This is a genomic window from Streptomyces sp. NRRL S-244 (assembly GCF_000717915.1).
GTDB lineage: Bacteria > Actinomycetota > Actinomycetes > Streptomycetales > Streptomycetaceae > Streptomyces.
Map to the genome: position 1 here is coordinate 110,236 of NZ_JOCX01000012.1, position 17,918 is coordinate 128,153.

The 17,918-nt window shown below is 72.7% G+C and carries 16 protein-coding genes; 4 read left to right on the top strand and 12 right to left on the bottom strand.

Annotated elements, in window-relative coordinates; genetic code table 11:
- Nucleotides 1–14: 14 nt before the first annotated feature.
- Both IF02_RS0117010 and IF02_RS0117015 read right to left on the bottom strand, forming a co-directional pair.
- Nucleotides 15–956 (bottom strand): ADP-ribosylglycohydrolase family protein, encoded by a 942-nt coding sequence (locus IF02_RS0117010; RefSeq protein ID WP_051696276.1) that lies wholly within the window; start codon nt 954–956, stop codon nt 15–17.
- A gap of 82 nt (nt 957–1,038) precedes the next feature.
- The gene (locus tag IF02_RS0117015) at nt 1,039–2,217 is read right to left on the bottom strand and encodes an agmatine deiminase family protein (protein ID WP_030157774.1); all 1,179 of its coding nucleotides are present in this window, start codon (nt 2,215–2,217) and stop codon (nt 1,039–1,041) included.
- 175 nt (nt 2,218–2,392) lie between these two features.
- Between IF02_RS0117015 and IF02_RS0117020 the strand changes: the two genes are divergently transcribed.
- On the top strand, nt 2,393–3,064 hold the full coding sequence (locus IF02_RS0117020; RefSeq protein ID WP_030157775.1) for a TetR/AcrR family transcriptional regulator: 672 nt from the start codon (nt 2,393–2,395) through the stop codon (nt 3,062–3,064).
- A gap of 16 nt (nt 3,065–3,080) precedes the next feature.
- Here IF02_RS0117020 and IF02_RS0117025 read toward each other — a convergent pair whose 3' ends face one another.
- The 6 genes from IF02_RS0117025 to IF02_RS0117050 are packed head-to-tail and all read right to left on the bottom strand — an operon-like array spanning nt 3,081 to nt 9,448.
- Nucleotides 3,081–3,890: an ABC transporter ATP-binding protein gene (locus tag IF02_RS0117025; protein WP_030157776.1), complete on the bottom strand. Its 810-nt coding sequence runs from the start codon at nt 3,888–3,890 to the stop codon at nt 3,081–3,083.
- Nucleotides 3,887–4,924, bottom strand: coding sequence for an ABC transporter ATP-binding protein (locus IF02_RS0117030; protein WP_051696277.1), 1,038 nt, complete (start codon nt 4,922–4,924; stop codon nt 3,887–3,889). Before IF02_RS0117030 ends, IF02_RS0117025 begins: the two co-directional genes overlap by 4 nt.
- On the bottom strand, nt 4,921–5,778 hold the full coding sequence (locus tag IF02_RS0117035) for an ABC transporter permease (RefSeq protein ID WP_030157778.1): 858 nt from the start codon (nt 5,776–5,778) through the stop codon (nt 4,921–4,923). Before IF02_RS0117035 ends, IF02_RS0117030 begins: the two co-directional genes overlap by 4 nt.
- Entirely contained in the window at nt 5,775–6,734 is a 960-nt protein-coding gene (locus tag IF02_RS0117040; RefSeq protein WP_030157779.1) for an ABC transporter permease, read from the bottom strand. The genes IF02_RS0117035 and IF02_RS0117040 overlap by 4 nt, the downstream gene beginning before the upstream one ends.
- Entirely contained in the window at nt 6,731–8,398 is a 1,668-nt protein-coding gene (locus tag IF02_RS0117045; protein WP_030157780.1) for an ABC transporter substrate-binding protein, read from the bottom strand. The genes IF02_RS0117040 and IF02_RS0117045 overlap by 4 nt, the downstream gene beginning before the upstream one ends.
- A gap of 27 nt (nt 8,399–8,425) precedes the next feature.
- A complete protein-coding gene (locus IF02_RS0117050) occupies nt 8,426–9,448 on the bottom strand; it encodes an agmatine deiminase family protein (RefSeq protein WP_030157781.1) in 1,023 nt (340 codons plus the stop codon).
- A 332-nt stretch (nt 9,449–9,780) separates the two neighbouring features.
- Here IF02_RS0117050 and IF02_RS0117055 point away from each other — a divergent pair, with 332 nt between their 5' ends.
- A complete protein-coding gene (locus IF02_RS0117055) occupies nt 9,781–10,389 on the top strand; it encodes a TetR/AcrR family transcriptional regulator (protein ID WP_037836460.1) in 609 nt (202 codons plus the stop codon).
- Here IF02_RS0117055 and IF02_RS0117060 read toward each other — a convergent pair.
- From IF02_RS0117060 to IF02_RS0117075, 4 genes are all read right to left on the bottom strand, one after another.
- Nucleotides 10,377–12,140 (bottom strand): urease subunit alpha, encoded by a 1,764-nt coding sequence (locus IF02_RS0117060; RefSeq protein ID WP_234318232.1) that lies wholly within the window; start codon nt 12,138–12,140, stop codon nt 10,377–10,379. The genes IF02_RS0117055 and IF02_RS0117060 overlap by 13 nt on opposite strands.
- Nucleotides 12,137–12,838, bottom strand: a complete 702-nt coding sequence (ureA, locus tag IF02_RS0117065) for an urease subunit gamma (RefSeq protein ID WP_030157784.1) — start codon at nt 12,836–12,838, stop codon at nt 12,137–12,139. Before ureA ends, IF02_RS0117060 begins: the two co-directional genes overlap by 4 nt.
- A 27-nt stretch (nt 12,839–12,865) precedes the next feature.
- Nucleotides 12,866–14,032 (bottom strand): agmatine deiminase family protein, encoded by a 1,167-nt coding sequence (locus IF02_RS0117070; protein WP_051696278.1) that lies wholly within the window; start codon nt 14,030–14,032, stop codon nt 12,866–12,868.
- A 108-nt stretch (nt 14,033–14,140) separates the two neighbouring features.
- Nucleotides 14,141–14,704 carry a TetR/AcrR family transcriptional regulator gene (locus tag IF02_RS0117075; protein WP_030157786.1) on the bottom strand — a complete coding sequence of 188 codons (564 nt, stop codon included), beginning with the start codon at nt 14,702–14,704 and terminating at the stop codon, nt 14,141–14,143.
- Between the two features lie 152 nt (nt 14,705–14,856).
- On the opposite strand from IF02_RS0117075, the gene IF02_RS0117080 reads away from it, so the two are divergent.
- Nucleotides 14,857–16,557 (top strand): serine/threonine-protein kinase, encoded by a 1,701-nt coding sequence (locus IF02_RS0117080; protein WP_051696279.1) that lies wholly within the window; start codon nt 14,857–14,859, stop codon nt 16,555–16,557.
- A 48-nt stretch (nt 16,558–16,605) separates the two neighbouring features.
- Nucleotides 16,606–17,787, top strand: a complete 1,182-nt coding sequence (locus IF02_RS0117085) for an agmatine deiminase family protein (RefSeq protein ID WP_030157788.1) — start codon at nt 16,606–16,608, stop codon at nt 17,785–17,787.
- Nucleotides 17,788–17,918 lie beyond the last annotated feature (131 nt).

The following is a 17,918-nucleotide window of genomic DNA, read 5'->3' on the forward strand; positions in this document are numbered from 1 at the left end:
AAGGACAGTCGGCGTCAAGGTCGGGGATCGATCCCGCTCCGGTCGGTCGCCGGCGCGGCCGGGGGCAGCGGTTCGCGGGCTGCGTGCCAGGCGGCCGGAAGGGCGGCGACGCCCGTGCGGGCGGCGATGACCCCGCCCGCGATGGCGCACGTGGTGTCGATGTCGCCGCGCCCGGCGACGGTGGACCACAGGCCCTCGTGCAGGTCGTCGAGGTGTCCCGCCGCGCACCAGAGCGCGTAGGGGACGGTGTCGGGTCCGGACATCCGGTAGCCGGAGCCCAGTACCTCCGCGGCGTGCCGGACCGAGGTGTGCTCCGGCATCCGGGCCGCGATCCGCACCCCGGACCGGACGTCGCCGACGGGGAGCCGTTCGGCGACGGCCCGGAGGAAGTCCGGCCGCGCCGGGGCGGCGCCGCCCCGGCTGCGGGTGGCCAGCGCCGCGGCCACGGCGACCGCCACCGCCGCGGTGACGGCCTCCGGGTGGTGGTGTGAGACCGCGCCCTGCCTGGCGGCCTGCTCGGCGACGGTGTCGAGGTCTGCGGCGTGCCAGGCGCCGAGCGGGGCGACGCGCATGGCCGCGCCGTTGCCCCAGGAGCCCTGGCCGCCGAACTGACCGGTGACCACCTCCGGCCAGGGCTCGCCCGCGCCGATCCGGCGGAGCACGTCGTGCATCGAGGCCCCGTAGCCGCGGTGCGTGTCCTCGGCGTAGGCCTCGGCGAGGCGAAGGGCGAGGCGGTCCTGGTCGACGGTGCCGCCGCCCTCGGCGAGTTCCCGGACGAGAACGAGGGCTTGGGCGGTGTCGTCGCTCCACCGCCACAGCGGCTCGGGGGGCAGGATCCGCGCTTCCAAGGCCGCTGGGCCCTCGCGGCGCAGGATGCCGAACCAGCGGTCACCGAAGGCGTCACCGAAGGCGAGGCCGGACAGCGAGTCCAGGGCAGCGGTAGGCAGGTTGATCATCGGAGCAGTATCACAAGGCGGGGGCGCCCCGGCGAAGGAAGTTTTCACCGGGGCGCCCCCGCGTTCCGTGCGGTGGGTGTGGTTACGGGGCGGGCTGCTGCTGGGTGACGCAGTGGATGCCGCCGCCGCCCGCGCCGAGGCTGTCGATGTTGAGCTGCTCGACCGTGCGGCCCGGGAAGAGGCGCTGGAGGGTGGACTTGGCCCCGGCGTCGGCGCGCGAGTCGCCGAACTGCGGGGCTATGACCGCCCCGTTGCACACGTAGTAGTTGGCGTACGCGCCCACGAAGTTCGGGTCGGTGGACCGGATCAGGTTGTAGTCGGGGCCCTGGAGCTTGGTGACCGAGATGGGGTTGCCCTGGGCGCCGGTGGAGGTGGAGAGGATCTGGTACTGCTGGCGCGCGTCGTTCGACCAGGGGTCGGTGTCGCCCGCCAGCGGCATCTGGACCAGCCCCTGGCCGGGGGCCAGGAAGCGGGAGGTCGCGTCGACGTGGTCGTCGGTGATGTCCCGGCCGAGGACGCCCTTGAACCAGATCACCTTGGAGGCGCCGAAGGCGGCGCACATCGCCGCCTCGATCTGTGACTGCGTCAGGCTGGGGTTGCGGTCCGGGTTGATGATGCTGCTGCGGGTGGCCATGAGGGTGCCGGCGCCGTCCGTCTCCACCGCGCCGCCCTCGCCCACGAAGGCGGCGGTGGTGAACGGGACCCCGACGTAGGCCGCGATCCGCCCGGCGACCAGGGAGTCCTTGGCGTGGGTCTGCTGGTTGCCCCAGCCGTTGAAGTTCAGGCCGACCGTGTCGAGTCCGCCCGCGCCGTTCGTACGGAACACCGGTCCGCTGTCGCGCATCCAGCAGTCGTCGACGGGGATCGAGCCGATCACCGTGACGGCCGGTCCGCAGGCGCTCTTCGCCTTCGAGACGCTCGCCGGGTTGGCGCACATGACGACCGGCTCGTACGTGGCGATGGTCTTGGCGATGAGAGCGATGTTGGCCTGGACGCCCGCCAGCTTCCGCCCCCAGATGGCCGAGCTGTCCGGCCATGCCATCCAGGTACGGGTGTGCCGGACGGTGTCGAGCGGGACCGTGAACCCGCCGGCGGCCGCCGTCCTCCCCGAGGGGCGGGCGGCTGCGAAGGCCTCGCCGCCCGCGGCCGTCAGTGCGGCGCCGGCGGCCGCGAGACCTGCCGCCGTCAGGAAGCCTCGCCTGTCCAGGGTCCGTCGCGGCGTTCTGCCGGCCGGGTCCTGGGGTGCAGCGTGATCGTTCATCACTGTTCTCCGATCAGCCAGGGGTGGATCGCTCCACCGATTGGCCCGGAACGTATTACTGACCGAGCGCTCGGTCAATAATTCATGCAGCCTCAACGAGCTTGTTCTGAAGGGGAGTTCGGGGTGCTTGATCGTTCTCCCGGTGTGGTGGACGCGGGGTCGTTAGAGTGACGCCGTGGCAGCAGAACTGGCAGCACAAGCCGAGGACGGGCGGCGGCCGTCCCCTCCGTCCCGCACCGCCCGTACCACCCGCACCTCCCGTACCTCCGCCAAGGGCGAGCAGACGCGCGCGCGGCTGATCGCCGCCGCCCGTACCCTGCTGGCCGGCGAGGGATTCGCCCGGTTCAGCACCCGCAACGTCGCCGCGCTCTGCGGGATCTCGCACGGGATGTGCCACTACCACTTCCAGGACCGCACCGACCTGATCGTGGCCGTGGTGGCGGACATCGGGCCCGAGTGGATCGGCCCGATGGAGCTCGCGGTCGACCGCCCCGGCTCCTTCGCCGAGCGCGCCGAGCGCGTGATCGGACTGCTCACGCAGCCCGAGGGCCCGGACCTCTCACGCCTGCACTCCGCCCTCCACTGGTTCGCGCTGAACGACGACCGGGTCCGGGCCGCGGTGGACGCGGAGTACCGGCGCTGGCGCGAGTGCTTCGTCCGGCTGTTCCAGGTGCTGGCGGACGAGCACGCCGGCGCCTTCGACCCCGTTCCGCCGGGAACGGCGCTGGCCGCCGCCGCCGACGGGCTCGCCGCCCTCCAGTCCCTGGACCCCGGCGTCGACCCCGAGGCGACCGTACGCGTCCTCGTCGAGGGCCTCACCGCGGCAGCCGTACGCCGCCGCCCCTGAGCCGCGCCGCCCGCCCCTAGAGGGCGCGCCGCGCCGCCGCGATGCCCTGCGGATCCCAGCCCGGCCGGGGGACGGACTCCAACAGCAGCCGGGTGTACGGATGCTCCGGCGCGGCGAGGACCTGGGCGGTCGGGCCCGCCTCGACGATCCGGCCGTGCCGCATGACGACGACGTCGTCGGTGACACAGCGCACGACGCCGAGGTCGTGGGTGATGAACAGGTAGCCGATTCCCGTCTGTTCACGGATGTCGGCGAGCAGGTTCAGGATCTGCGCCTGTACGGACACGTCCAGCGCGGCCACCGCCTCGTCGAGCACCAGGACGGCGGGCTCCACCGCCAGCGCCCGGGCGATCGCGACGCGCTGGCGCTGCCCGCCCGACAGCTGCCGCGGCAGGGCGTCCGCCTCCCGGGCCCCCAGACCCACCTGGTCGAGCAACTCGGCGATGCGCCGGCCGTGGTCGGCGTCGGGGAAGTGCAGCCGCAGGGTTTCGCGGAGCGCCCCGCCCACGGACGTGCGCGGGTCCAGGGAGAGGAACGGGTCCTGGAAGACCATCTGCACCTCCCGGGCCCGCGCGAGGCGTTGCGCCTTGCCGCGCACGCGATCGCCCCGATCCCGATCCCGATCCCGGCCGTGGACGCGGACCTGACCGGAGTCCGCCCGCTCCAGCCCCACGACGATCCGGGCGGTGGTCGTCTTCCCCGAGCCCGATTCGCCGACGATGCCGAGCGAGCCGCCCTCGGCCAGCCGGAACGAGACGTCGTCCACCGCCTGGACGGGCCCGTACGCCCGGTGCAGGCCGACGGCCTCCAGCACGGTCTTCCTCATCGGTGGCTCTCCTTCCGGGCGGGGGACCGGTCCTGCTCGGCCGGCGAAAGAACGCCGCGGACCCGGTCACTGTGGTGGCACGAGGCAAGATGACCAGCCGCACCCGCTCCACCCGCCCCGCCCTCCGCGAGCGGCAGCAGGGCCGGCGCCTCGCGCCCGCACAGGTCGGTCGCGTACGTGCAGCGCGCCGCGAACGGGCACCCCACCACCTCCTCGCGCAGGCTCGGCGGCCGGCCCTCGATCGCGGCGAGCCGGCCCCGCGGCGCGTCCAGCCGCGGTGTCGAATCGAGGAGCGCGGCCGTGTACGGGTGGCGCGGCCGCGCGAACAGCTCCTCGGCGGGGCCCGTTTCCACGATCCGGCCCGCGTACATCACGTACACGCGGTCGCTGATGGCCGCGGCGAGCCCGAGGTCGTGGGTGACGAACAGCAGCCCGGTGCCGAAGCTCTCGCGCAGCTCGCCGAGGAGCGCCACCACCTCCGCCTGCGTCGTGACGTCCAGGGCGGTGGTGGGTTCGTCGGCGAGGATCAGCGCCGGGTCGCCCATCAACGCGGCCGCGATCATGACCCGTTGCAGCATGCCGCCGGAGAGCTGTCCCGGGTACTTCCGCAGCGCGGCCGCCGAGAGGCCGACGGCCTCCAGTATCTGCACCGCCCGCGCCTGCGCCGCCTCCTTCTTCATCCGGGCGTTCAGGCGCAGGCTCTCGGTGAGGAAGTCACCGACGCGGCGCATGGGGTTGATGGCGGCCCGGGGGTCCTGGAAGATCATGGCCGCCGTGCTCGTCCGCAGGAGCCGCAGCTGCCCGGCGGTCATCGTCAGGACGTCGTCGCCGACGACCCGCACCGCCCCCTGCGCCTCCGCGCCCGCCGGCAGCAGGCCGAGCACGCTGCGGGAGGTGAGGGTCTTGCCGGAGCCGGATTCGCCGACCAGGGCCACGGTCTCCCGGGCGGCGACGGTGAGGTCGACGCCGTCGAGGACGGGCCGGGCACTGTCCGGCAGCCGCAGCCGCAGCGACCGGATCTCGAGGGTGTTCATCGGTCCCTCCTGGCGACCTTGTCGGCCTGGCGCTCGCCGACGACGTTGAAGGCGACCACGGTCAGGACGATGGCCGCGCACGGCACGATCGCCGAGAGCGGGTAGCCGGACTGGATGGCGGTCTTGCCGTCGAAGACCATCCGGCCCCAGTCGGGCGTCAGGGCGGGTACGCCCAGGCCGAGGAAGGAGAGGCCGGCCAGGTCGATCAGGGCGTAGCCGAAGTTGACCGTGGACTGGGCGAGGACGACCGGGGCGACCCCGGGTACGACGTGCCGCAGGCAGATCTGCAGCCCGGAGTGGCCCTGCACCCGGTAGGCCTCCACGTACGGCCGCATCCGTTCGGCGAGGACGAGGGAGCGGGTGAGCCGGCTGACGTACGGGAGGTACGCGATCGCCAGCGCGATGACCGGCGCCAGCAGCCCCTCCCCGTAGACCGACACGATCAGGATGGCCAGCAGCATGCCGGGGAAGGCGAAGACGAGCTCGGTGCTGCGGGACAAGGCGGAGTCCAGCCAGCCGCCCCGCCAGGCCGCGGCCGTCCCGATGGCGACCCCGGCCAGGGTGGAGAAGGTCACCACCCCGAGCGGGCCGAGCAGGGAGGTACGGGCGCCCAGGACCAGCCGGGACAGCGTGTCGCGGCCGGAGGCGTCGACCCCCAGGAGGTGCTCGGCGGACGGCCCGGCCAGGGCGTTGCCCAGGTCGACGGCGTTCGGATCGTACGGGGCGATCCAGGGGGCGAGCAGGGCGGTGAGCACGACCAGGGCGACGAAGCCCAGGCAGAGCGCGGACAGGGGCGCGCGGGAGCTCCGGAGCCGGGCGAGGCCGGGCCGGCGCAGCAGGGCGGTGGCGCTCATGCGGCCTGCTTCCGGGGGCCGAGGGCGACCCGGGGGTCGACCAGCGGATGGAGCAGGTCGACGAAGAGGTTCACGGTCATGAACAGGGCGACCATGATGAGGGAGATGGCCTGCACCGTGGGGAAGTCCTTGGTGGTGGTGGACAGTTCGAGGAGCTGGCCGATGCCGCCCACGCTGAACGCGGACTCGACCAGGACGGTGGTGACCAGCAGGGTGGATACGATCAGCCCGCCGGTGGTGAGCACGGTGCCCAGGGCGTTGCGGAACACGTGCCGCCGGACCACGAGGTGTTCGGCGACCCCGCGGCTGCGGGCGACGGTGACGTGCTCCTGGCCGAGGACTTCGAGCATCGCGGCCCGGGTGACGCGGGCGAGCATCCCGATCAGGTAGAGGGCCAGTGCGACGGCGGGCAGCGTCAGGTGCCACAGCATCTGGCCGATGCCCTCGCCCGTGCCCCCGGTGGGGAACCAGTGCAGTTTCACCGCGAACAGGCCCTGGAGCAGCACCGCGGCCACGAACGACGGGGTGCCGATCGCGAAGGTGGTGGTGACGAGGATGGTCGAATCGGCGGCGCCGCCGCGGACCGCGCCGATCCAGCCCAGCAGCAGGCCGGCGGCGAGGACCAGTACGAGGGCCATGGCGATCAGCACCAGGGTGCTGGGCAGCCGGTCCGCCAGCAGCCGGGACACGTCGGTGCGGTACGTGATCGAGCGCCCGAAGTCGCCCTGCACCACCTGGCCGAGCCAGCGCACGTACTGCACCGCGAACGGATCGTCCAGGTGGTACTGCGCGTTGATCGCCCGCAGCGCCTCCGGGGAGGCCGACCGCCCGGCGAGCAGGAAGCTCGCCGGATTGCCGGGCGCCAGGTACATCGCGCCGAAGATGACGAAGGAGGCGCCGAACAGGGTGGCCGCCATCTCGGCCAGCCGGCGTACGGCGAATCTCAGGAAACTCATCGCGCGGCCGCCCCGACATCGGCGGCCCACGGGTGGTACAGGTACGAGATGGTGGTGGGCGCGCCGGTGATCCGCTTGCCGAGGAAGACGGCCGTCGGCCACTCGGCCACGGGGATCCACAGGACCTCGTCGGCGGCCTTCTTCTGGAGCCGGGCGGCCGTCGCCATCCGGCGGGCCGGGTCGTAGTCGGCCCGGGCCTTGGCGACGAGGTCGTCGTAGGCCGGATCGCTGTAGCCGGCGTAGTTCTGGAACGCCCCGGTCTGGAAGTTGCTCAGCAGGTCCATCGGGTCGGTGATGGAGTCGTAGTACGTCTCGGGGAACATGTCCAGGCCCTCGCGGGCCTGGGGGTCGGTGAACAGGGCGGTGAAGGCGTTCGGGGCGATCGTCTTCAGCCGGACGTCGAGACCGATCCTGCTCCCGGCGGCCTGGACCGCGGTGGCCAGCAGCGACACGTCCTGGCCGATCGCGCTCGTGGCGATGGTCACCGTCTTGCCGGTGGCGCCCGCCTCCTTGATCAGCGCCTTGGCCTGCTCGATGTTCTGCTCGGGCGACGGCAGCCCGTCGAAGGCGGCCTTGCGGACGTCTTCGGGGGCCGCGGCCCAGACGGCCTTGGTGGTGAGGGAGTTGGTGGCGGTGCCCGCGCCACCCAGGCCCGCCTTGACGAATCCGCGGCGGTCCAGCGCCATGGACAGGGCCCGGCGCACCCGTACGTCGCCGAGCGCCCCCTTCATGCTGGTGACGTTGACGTTGACGGTGCTGAGTCCCTCGCCGAAGTAGAGGGTGCCCACGCCGCTCTTGCTCAGCCGGTCGTAGCTCTCCGTGGGGATCAGGTACCCGCCGTCGGCCTCGCCGTTGAGCATCGCGTTGGTACGGGCGGACGGGTCGGTGAGGAAGGTGAAGACCGCCTTCGCCGATTTCGCCTTGGCGCCCCAGTAGCCGTCGAAGCGCTGGAGCTCGATCGACTGGCCCTTGTTCCAGGTGCCCAGTTTGAAGGGGCCGGTGCAGTCCAGGCTGCCGGAGGTTCCGTAGTCCTTGCCCGCCTTCTCGACACCGGCCTTCGAGGCCACGACACCGGCGGCGGTCGCCATGTACTGGGGGAACTGCGAGTCCGGCTGCTTCAGCTTGACCGTGACCTGGAGCGGACCCGTCTTGGTGACCGACTCGACGTTGGCGAAGTTGCTGTTCCAGGCCGATCCGCCCTCCGGGTCGGCCTGCCGGCCGAGGCTGTAGACCACGTCGTCGGCGGTCATCACACCGCCGTCGTGGAAGTTCACGCCCGCGCGCAGGTCGTAGACCCAGGTGTTCGGATCGGGGTTGGTGGCCTTCTCGGCCAGGCCCGGAGCCACGGTGAGCTGCGGGGTCCACCGCATCAGGCTCTCGCAGACGTTGGAGACGATGGTGTTCTGCGGGTAGTCGAAGGCGGCGATGTAGTCGAGCGTGGGCGGTTCGGCGTACAGGGCCCAGGTGAAGGAGTCCAGCTCGCCGGCGGCGGCCGGGGTACCCGCGGAGAGCTTGAACGCGGCGCTCCCGGGGGCCGGTCCGTCCTTGGGCGGGCCGGAGCAGGCGGCGGCCAGGGAGACGGCGGCGAGGGCGGCGGCCGTGCGGGTGGCGGCGGTGCGGGTGGCGGCGGTGCGGGCCCCGGACCGGGGAAGGGATCTCGGCATGGGTGCTCTCTCTTCCTTGCTCGGCGCTCAGCGGGAGGTGGCGACGGGCACCGGGGACGGCACCTGCTGGGTGATGCAGTGGACGCCGCCGCCCCCGTACGCGATCACGCGGGAGCGGACGCCGACGACCTTGCGGCCGGGCAGCGCGGCCGCGATGACGGCGAGCGCCCCCTCGTCCTCGGGGACGCCCGCGACCGGGACGACGACCCCGCCGTTGGCGATGTAGAAGTTCAGGTAGCCGACCTCGGTCTCCCGGCCGGCCACCTCGACGAAGGCGCTCTGCGGCAGGTCGAGGATCTCCAGCCGGCGCCCCGCGGCGTCGGTGGCCTCCTCCAGGACGGCGCGGTTGACGCGCATCCGCTCGTGGTCGGGGTGCTCCGGGTCGCTCGGCAGCTGCACGACCACCTTGCCGGGGGCGACGAACGCGCAGACCCCGTCCACGTGCCCGTCCGTCTCGGTGTCCAGCAGACCGCCGTACGGCAGCCAGATCACCTTGGTGACGCCGAGGCGGGCGATCAGCTCGGCCTCGATCTCCTCCTTGCTCATCCCCGGGTTGCGGTTGGGGTGCAGCAGGCACTGCTCGGTGGTGATCAGCGTGCCCTCGCCGTCGACGGTGATCGCGCCGCCTTCGAGGATCATCGGGGAGGTGATGCGCTCCACGCCGAGGTGCTCCAGCAGGGCGGCCGCTATCTTGTCGTCGGTGTCGTACGGGTGGTGCTTCCCGCCCCAGGCGTTGAAGCGGAAGTCCACCCCCGCACGCCGTCCGTCGGGCCCGAGCACGAAGATCGGCCCGGAGTCCCGGAACCAGGAGTCGTCCAGCGGGAGTTCCACGACGGTGACGCCCTCACCGCACCGCTCACGGGCCTCGGCGCCGGAGCCGGGCAGCGCCACCATGGTCACCGGCTCGAACTGCGCTATGGCGGCGGCGACCTGCGCGTACTCCGTCTTCACCTCGTCGAAGACCTCACCCCACAGCTCCTGACGCGTGGGCCAGGCCATCAGGCAGCCCTCGTGCTCGGTCCACTCGGCCGGCATCCGGAAATCCGTCATGATCACTCCTGTGTGAATATTCAGTCAGTGTGGGAGGGGACTGCGTATGCGGTAGGGAGAAGGCGAGGGGAGGGACGGCGGACGGTGGCCCGCCGGTGCCCCGCATCCTCCTCCGTACTGAAAATTCAGTCAATGGTTCTGGCCAGGCAGTTGCCGAATCGGCCAGAGGTGCGCCCTGCACGGGGGAGCGGCAGGCTCGCGTCGATCGGCTTCGCCCGGGCGACCAGCCCCTGATCAGGGGTGATCGAGGCAGCGTGGCGTCAGAAGGGCCCCTGATACTCTGGTCAGGAAATAGCCCCAGGTGACGAACTCGGCGGGTAGAGTGACACCTCGTGTCAGACCGTCGAACGGAAATACTCAGGGCCGCCACGCGAGTGATCGCGCGCCGCGGCGTGCGCGGACTGCGCGTGGGAGAGCTCGCCGCCGAAGCGGGGGTGTCCACCTCGCTGATCTACTACCACTTCACCGATCGCGCCGGGATCCTCCGCCGGACCCTGGAGTTCATCAGCGACCGCGCCGACCGGTACACGGCGGAGCGCGATCCCGCACTGGACTCCGTGGACCCGCGGACCGAGCTGACGCAGGTACTGCTCCTCGAACTCCAGGACACCCCGGAAGTACGGGAGAACAGCACCGCGTGGGGAGAGCTCAGGGCCAGCGCCGTCTTCGACGCCGACCTGCGCGAGGACGTGGCCAAGGCCACGCACACCTGGGTGCACGAGATCGCCGACCTCCTCGCGCATGCCCGGCCCATGGGCACGGCTCCGGCGCACGCGGCCGCGGCCGAACGCCTGACGGCCCTCCTCGAAGGCCTCAGCGTCCGTTGGCTCAGCGGCTCGCTGCCGCTGGAGCACGCACGCCGGCTCCTCATGGACGCCATCGAGGTGGAGCTGAACACCACCGTCGGGTCCGAGGTGTTCGGAGCCGGCTACAGGAAGTAGAGGCGGCCGAGCGAGACCGAATCGGCGGGTGCCGACACGAGGGGCTCGCCGTCGAGCGAGACCAGGCCCGTGCCGGGGTGTACGTCGACCGTGCCGGTACGGGCGTTGCGGAGCATGTTCCCCGGCCCGATGCCCCGCGTCCCGCGGACCGCCACGCGGCGCCGGCGCGTCGGCATCTGATCGCCGTTGCGGACGGCGGCTTCCGCGACGAACGCGACGGAGATGTCGGCGGCGGTGGCGCCGTGCGCCCCGAACTGCGGTCCGAGGACGAGCGGTTCGCACCGGTCGGTGGAGGCGTTCGGATCGCCGGTCACCCCGTACGCGGGGAAACCGGCCTTGAGGACCAGCTGTGGTTTGGCGCCGAAGTACTGCGGCCACCACAACACGATGTCCGCGAGCTTTCCGACCTCGATCGAGCCGACCTCGTGCGCGAACCCGTGGGCGATGGCGGGGTTGATCGTCAGCTTGGCCATGTAGCGCAGAACGCGCTCGTTGTCGTCCCCGCTCGCCTCCGTGCCGTACGAGCCCTCGCCGTCCAGGGGGCCGAGCTCGGCCTTCATCTTCCCGGCCATGGCGAACGTACGGCGTACCGTCTCGCCGGCGCGGCCCATGCCTTGGGCGTCGGAGGAGGTGATGCCGATGACCCCGAGGTCGTGCAGGACGTCCTCGGCGCCCATCGTCCCGGCCCGGATGCGGTCGCGGGCCATCGCGGCGTCGCCGGGCAGGTCGACCTTGAGGTCGTGCGCCGAGACGATCATGCCGAAGTGCTCGGCCAGCGCGTCCCGGCCGAAGGGCAGGGTGGGGTTGGTGGAGGAGCCGATGACGTTCGGCACGCCCGCCATCTTCAGTACGTTGGGGACGTGTCCGCCGCCGCAGCCCTCGATGTGGAAGGCGTGGATGGTGCGCCCGTCCAGCACGCGCAGGGTGTCCTCGACGGACAGGCACTCGTTCAACCCGTCCGTGTGCAGGGCGACTTGGACGTCGTGTTCCTCGGCGACCCGAAGTGCGGTGTCCAGGGCGCGGGTGTGCGCGCCCATGTCCTCGTGGACCTTGAAGCCGGAGGCGCCGCCCTCGGCCAGGGCCTCGACGAGCGGGGCCGGGTCGGAGGACGAACCACGGGCCAGAAAGCCGATGTTGACGGGCCAGGCGTCGAACGCGTTGAACGCGTGGCGCAGCGCCCAGGGCGAGTTGACTCCCACCGCCCAGACCGGGCCGAACTCCTGGCCGATGATCGTGGTGACGCCGGAGGCCAGCGAGGCCTCCATGATCCGGGGCGACAGCAGGTGGACGTGCGTGTCGACGGCGCCGGCGGTGGCGATCATGCCTTCGCCGGAGACGATGGTCGTCCCGGTGCCGACCACGACCTCGACCCCGTCCAGCGTGTCGGGGTTCCCCGCCCGCCCGATGGAGGCGATACGGCCCTCGCGGATGCCGATGCTGGTCTTGCGTATGCCGAGGACGGCGTCGATCACGAGGACGTTGCTGATGACCAGGTCGCAGGTCTCGCGGACGGCGGCGGCCTTCAGGTGCAGTCCGTCGCGGGCGGTCTTGCCGAACCCGGCCAGGAACTCGTCGCCGGGCCGCTGCGAGTCGGACTCGACGCGCACGATCAGGCCCGAGTCGCCCAGCCGCACCCGGTCCCCGGCCCGCGGCCCGTGGACGGCGACGTAGTCGTACGGGTCCGTGCCGCCGGCCGGGACCGCGCCGGGCCGGCCGTGACAGCCGGCGGCGTCGAAGATGCTGCCACTCATGCCTGCTCCTGGTATGCGGTGAGGTAGCCCGTGGCCCGGGCCTTGGCCAGCGCCGCCTCGCGGGCGCCCGGCGCGTCCAGCGGTCCGTCGACGAGCCCGGCGAAACCGATGGCGACGCGCGCCCCGCCGATCGGCAGGAGCTCCACGAAGACGGTGGATCCGGAATCGAAGCGGACCGTGGAGCCGGCCGGGACGGCGAGCCTCGTGCCGTACGCCGCCGCGCGGTCGAAGGCGAGGCGGGGGTTCGCCTCGAAGAAGTGGAAGTGCGAGGAGACGCTGATCGGCACGGTCGCGGTGTTGCGCACCGGCAGTCGCAGCGTCGGCTCGGCGGGCCGGTAGCCCTCGCCGTCCCCGGGCAGGGTCGCGCCGGGGGCGGCGAGGCCGAGTGAACCCCGCTGCCTGAACGGGTCGTCGATGACGCAGAGCCGGGTCCCGTCGTCGAACACCGCCTCGACCTGGAGGCCGGTGACCACGTCGGGTACGCCGGGCAGTACGTCGTCGGCGTCGAGAACGCGGCGCCCGGCCTCGATGGCCTCGGCCAGGCGGCGGCCGTCCCGGGCCGCCTCGCACACGGTGTCCGTGATCAGCGCGGTCGCTTCGGGGACGTTGAGCTTCACACCCCGGCGGCGCCGGGCGCGGGCCAGTTCCGCTGCCGTGAAGATCAGCAGCCGGTCCCGCTCGGTGGGTGTCAGTCGCATACTGCCTCGATTCGGTGCTCGGAGGTCTTACGGGAGCGGCTCGTGCATCGTGGAGCAGTGGATGCCGCCGCCGCCCGCCATCAGCCGGTCGACGTCGATCTGGACGACCGCCCGCCCCGGGAAGGCCTCCGCCAGGGCGCGCAGGGCGGCGGCGTCCTTCGCCGCGTCCCCGAACTGGGCGGTGACGACGGCTCCGTTGACCACGTGGAAGTTGAGGTAGGAGTCGACGAACTGGGAGTCCTTCGACCGGACGGTGTCGGGGCCCTCCACGCGGATCACCTTCAGCCGCCGCCCCCGGGCGTCCGTGGCGCGGGAGAGGATCGAGAACTGCTCGCGGGCGTCGCGGGCCCAGACGTCGTCGCGGTCCGCGGGCGGGACCTGCACCATCACCACTCCCGGGCGTATGAAGCGGGAGGTCACGTCGATGTGGTCGTCCGTGATGTCCTTGCCCTTGATGCCGGGGACCCAGATCATCTTGTCCGCGCCGTACGCGTGCAGGACGGCGTCCTCGATCTCGGCCCTGCTCATGCCCGGGTTGCGGTTCTTGTTGACCAGGCTGCTCTCCGTGGCCATGACGGTGCCGTCGCCGTCCGTCTCGATCGCCCCGCCCTCGCCGACGAAGTCCGTCCTGATGAAGGGCAGGTGGCCGTCGTCCGCGACGAGCCGTGCGACATCGGCGTCGTAGGAGTGCGTCTGCTTGTCGCCCCACCCGTTGAAGTTGAGGCCGAGGGCGTCGAGGCCGCCGCGGCCGTCACGGCGGAAGACCGGTGCGATGTCCCGCATCCAGAGGTCGTCCGTGGGGATCGAGTCGAGCACGGTGACCCCCGCTCCGCACAGGGACCGGGCCTTGGCGGCCGTATGGGAGTCCGGGGCGCACAGGACCACCGGCTCGAAGCGCGCGACGGTCCGGGCGATCAGGGCGATGTCCTCCTGTACCCCGGCGAGGCGCCGGCCGCCCCAGATGGAGGACCGCGAGGGCCAGGACATCCACGTACGCGCATGCGGTACGTCGTCCCGGTCCACCCACCGGCCCGGTATCGCGGCGCCGGCCCGCTGCGGGGCCGCGGCCATGGAGCCCAGCGCCACCCCCGCGGCTCCGAGCCCCGCTGCGCCGAGGACGCGCCTGCGGGAGGGCCGGCCGGAGCCGAACAGGCGGCTGAGGAGGGAGCGGCTGTTGTCGTGGGAGGTGCTCATGTCCCGACTCTGTCATTGACTGAAAATTCAGTCAAGACGCGAGATGAACAGAAGCCCCTGCCCGGAGGCAGGGGCTGGGGAGGTTCGGGAGGGGGCTCGCCGCGGCGGCTACCCGCCCGGCTGTCCCAGGTGCCGGAGCTCGGCGGCGATGGCCGTGGTCACCAGTTCGCGCGCGTGCGCCAGTGGCAGGCTGCCGCTCAGCCAGCGCGAGCTCAGGCCCTCCACCAGGGCGGTCAGCCGCTCGGCGGCGCCGGCGAGCGCCGCGGCTCCCGCCATGGGCCGGACCCGGCCCAGCAGTTCGCCCACTTCCTGCACCCACACGAGCGTGGCGCGGGCCAGGTCCTCGCGCAGGTCGGGATCGAAGACGGCCGTCGCGCGCAGCTCTCCCCAGGCCGTGCTGTTCTCCCGTACCTCGGGACTGTCCTGGAATTCGAGGAGGAGGGTCTCCTCCAGCTCGCCCCGGGCGTCCAGCGGGGGAGCGTCGGGCTCCCGCTCCGTGGTGTACCGTCCGGCGCGGTCGTTGATGAACTCCAGCGTCGCGCGCAGGATCCCGGCGCGGTCCTTGAAGTGGTAGTAGATCAACGCCGTGGACACGCCCGCCTCGGCGGCGAGCTCCTCCACGCGCAGGCCGCGCACGCCGCGTCGGGCGATGACCCGCGCGGCCCCTTCCATGATTGCTGTTCGACGGTCCGCCACGCCGACACCCTACCTGGGCGCACATGACGCCTACGACCCCATTCCTGACTGAAATTCCAGTCGGATAGGATCCGAGGCCGTTCGGGCGACCGCACAGCCGCCGATCCGCCCTCGTCGCCGGGAGAGCCATGACGACACGACACCCGGGTACCGCCCCGCACCACCTCCAGGGGCCCGCCGCCGACGATCCGCGCGAGGTGGGCGGCTACCGCGTGGTCGCGCGGCTCGGCGCGGGCGGGATGGGCCGGGTCTACCTCGCCTACACCCCCGGCGGCCGCCCTGTGGCGCTGAAGGTGGTCCGGCCCGAGCTCGCGGGCGACCCCGAGTTCCGCCGCAGGTTCGCGCAGGAGGTGGCCAGCGCGCAGCGCATCCACGGCCTGTACACCGCCCAGGTCGTCGACTCGGGGGCCGACGACCCCACGCCGTGGCTGGCCACCGCGTACGTGCCCGGCCCCTCGCTCCAGCAGGCGGTGCACAGCTGCGGTCCGCTGCCCGTGCGCACCGTGCTCCTGCTCGTCGCCGGCATCGCCGAGGCGCTCCAGGAGATCCACCGGGCGGGTGTGGTCCACCGCGACCTGAAGCCCGCCAACGTCCTGATCGCCGCCGACGGGCCGCGCGTCATCGACTTCGGCATCGCGCGGGCCGCCGACGCCGGCGCGCTGACCGGCACCGGGCTGCGGGTGGGCACGCCCGCGTTCATGGCCCCCGAACAGGCGCTGGGCCGCCCGGCGGGCCCGGCCACCGACGTCTTCGCCCTAGGCGCGCTCGCCGCCTATGTGGCCGGGGGCGTGCCGCCCTTCGGCACGGGCCCCGACTCCGCCGCCCTGTACCGGGTGGTGCACGAGGAGGCGGACCTGGGCGGGGTCCCGGACGGGCTGCAGCCGCTGCTGTGGCACTGCCTGGCCAAGGATCCGGCGCACCGGCCGACCACCGCCCAGGTGATCGAGGCCGTACGCAGCCACCCCGCGGTCGGCGGGGAGCTGCGCTTCACCGACGACTGGCTGCCGCACCAGGTCACCACCGAGCTCCGCCGCCACGCGGAGCTGCCCGTACCGCAGGGCGGCGCACCGGCCCCGGTGTCGGCCACGGCGCCCGCCACCGCCACCGCGCCCGCCACCGCCACGGCGCCCGCCACCGCCTTCGACGCGGCGCACACCATCGCAGCCCCGCGGACTCCCGGGCAGGCCCCGGCCGGGGCCCCGCACCCCCCGGCGCGGGACCCGAAGCCGCGCGGCCGCAGACGGGCGCCGGTGTCCGGGCGCGGGCGGGGCCGTACGGTCGCGGTCGCGGGCGCCGCCCTGCTGCTGGGCGCCGCCGGGGCCTTCGCGCTGCTCGACCCGTACTTCGACGGCGGTGAGGACGAGGACGCCGCCGCTCCGGCCGAGGCCGTCGCCGGGGCGCCCGCCTCCACGCCTGCCGCCACCCCCACCCCGCCCCCGTCCGCCGCGGCCGCCGGGTACACCGCCGTCCACACCGGCACCGAACTCACCTCCCCGGACCAGAGCTACGAGTTCGACGTCAAAGCGGGCCGGGTCGTACCGCAGGAGACCGCCTCCTGGTACGTCGGCCGGACCGCCACCGAGTTCTACGTGCCCGAGAGCAGCGACGCGTACGTCATGCAGGCCGGCAGGCAGGGGCTCGCCGACTGCATCAAGGGCATCGACAGCCAACCCGTCACGGCGCTGCCCTTCACCACGCTGCGCGCGGGCCGGGCCTTCTGCGTACGGGCCCAGGACAGCCGGGACGTCGGGGTCCTGACCGTACTCACGGCGAGCCCCGGCGACGGCCCGGTGAAGGTCTCCGTGGACTACTACCGCCACACCGGATGACCCGCCCGGCCGATTGACTGAATATTCAGTCAGTGTCACAGTGGAACCATGACCTCCCCTTCCCCCATGTCCCGTCGTACCGCTCTGCGCGCCTTCGCCGGTATCGGCGGTGCGCTCGCCCTCGGAGCCGGAGCCGGTGCCTGCGCTCCGGCCGGTTCCGGCGATGCCGGGACCGATGCCTCGCCGACCCCCGGCAAGAGCACGATCACGGCCGCCGGGCGCAGGTTCCCCGCCGAGTGGGAGAGCCACGCGCGGACGTTCATGTCCTGGCCCGCGCTGGACCGGGTCTGGTATGAGCAGCTGCCGGCGGTACGGGAGGACATCGCGCGGGTGGCCCGCGCGGTCGCCGCGTACGAGCCCGTCGTGATGCTCGCCCGGCCCGAGCAGCAGGCGGCGGCGCAGAAGGCCTGCGGCTCGGAGGTCGAGGTGATCGCGGTTCCGGTGGACGACCTCTGGGCGCGGGACACCGTGCCGGTGTTCGTCGAGGAGCCCGGCAAACTGCTCGGCATCGACTTCAACTTCAGCGGGTGGGGCAACAAGCAGGAGCACCGCAACGACGCCCAGGTCGGCCGGGTCCTGCTCGCCAAGTACGGGATCGAGCGCGTGCAGGCCCCGCTCGTCGCCGAGGGCGGCTCCTTCGAGACCGACGGCCAGGGCACGCTGCTGGTCACCGAGAGCTCGGTGGTCAACAAGAACCGCAACCCCGGCAAGGGCCGCGACCGGATCGAGGCCGAGCTGAAGAGCACCCTCGGCATCAAGAAGGTGATCTGGCTCGCCGGAGTGCGCGGCCAGGACATCACGGACGCGCACGTGGACAGCCTCGTCCGGTTCACCGCCCCGGGCGTCGTCCTCCTGGACCAGGCGTTCCCCGGCACCCCGCCCGACGTGTGGTCGCGCGCGGCCGATCAGGCGAGGACGGTGTTCAAGGACGCGACCGACGCGCGCGGCAAGCGGCTGGAGGTCGTCGACCTGCCCCAGCCCGACCTCGACAGGATCACCGGCCGCGGCGACGCGTTCGTGTCCACGTACGCGAACTTCTACGTGGCCAACGGGGCCGTCTTCATGCCCAGGTTCGGGGACGCCAAGGCCGACGACCGGGCCAAGGGCATCCTCCAGGAGCACTTCCCCCAGCGGGAGATCGTGCCCGTGAAGATCGACACCATCGCCTCCGGCGGTGGCGGCATCCACTGCTCGACGCACGACCAGCCGGGCAAACCCGCGGCCGAGTAGACGGTGGGACGGGACTTCGACGGCACGACCCAGGGGCGCGCGGGGTGGTGCGCTGCGGGGTGTGCGCGCTTCCGCGCGCCGGGGTCCAGCCCCCTGACACGCCGGTCGGCGGCGGACAGAATCGGTCGCCC